At 63.0% G+C, this 376-nt stretch carries 1 protein-coding gene; it reads left to right on the forward strand.

All coding sequences use genetic code 11. The features are described 5' to 3' along the window. Positions 1-376: FAD-binding oxidoreductase (locus tag EN786_RS36350; protein WP_135910082.1), on the forward strand; the 376-nt coding region annotated here is incomplete at both ends.

Consider the following 376-nt stretch of genomic DNA (forward strand, 5'->3'; position numbering starts at 1 on the left):
GCCAAGAAAGAGGCGGTCGCGGTGGTCGGCAGCATCGGCCGCGTCATGCAATTGGCCGGCGTCGAGACGATGCCGATCGAAAGCCATGTGCTGCAGGCCTTCGTCACCGAATCGCTGAAACCTTTCATCGACACCGTCGTGACCTTCGGCATGGGCCATTTCTACATGTCGCAGTCCGACAAGGGCGGCCTTGTCTATGGCGGCGACATCGACGGCTACAACAGCTACGCCCAGCGCGGCAATCTGCCCATCGTCGACGAGGTGATGAGCGAGATGCTGGCGCTTTTCCCAGGCCTTGCCCGCGTGCGCATGCTGCGCTCCTGGGGCGGCGTCTGCGACATGTCGATGGATGGCTCGCCGATCATCACCATCGGCC

Source organism: Mesorhizobium sp. M4B.F.Ca.ET.143.01.1.1 (assembly GCF_004792275.1).
Classification (GTDB): Bacteria; Pseudomonadota; Alphaproteobacteria; order Rhizobiales; family Rhizobiaceae; genus Mesorhizobium; species Mesorhizobium abyssinicae.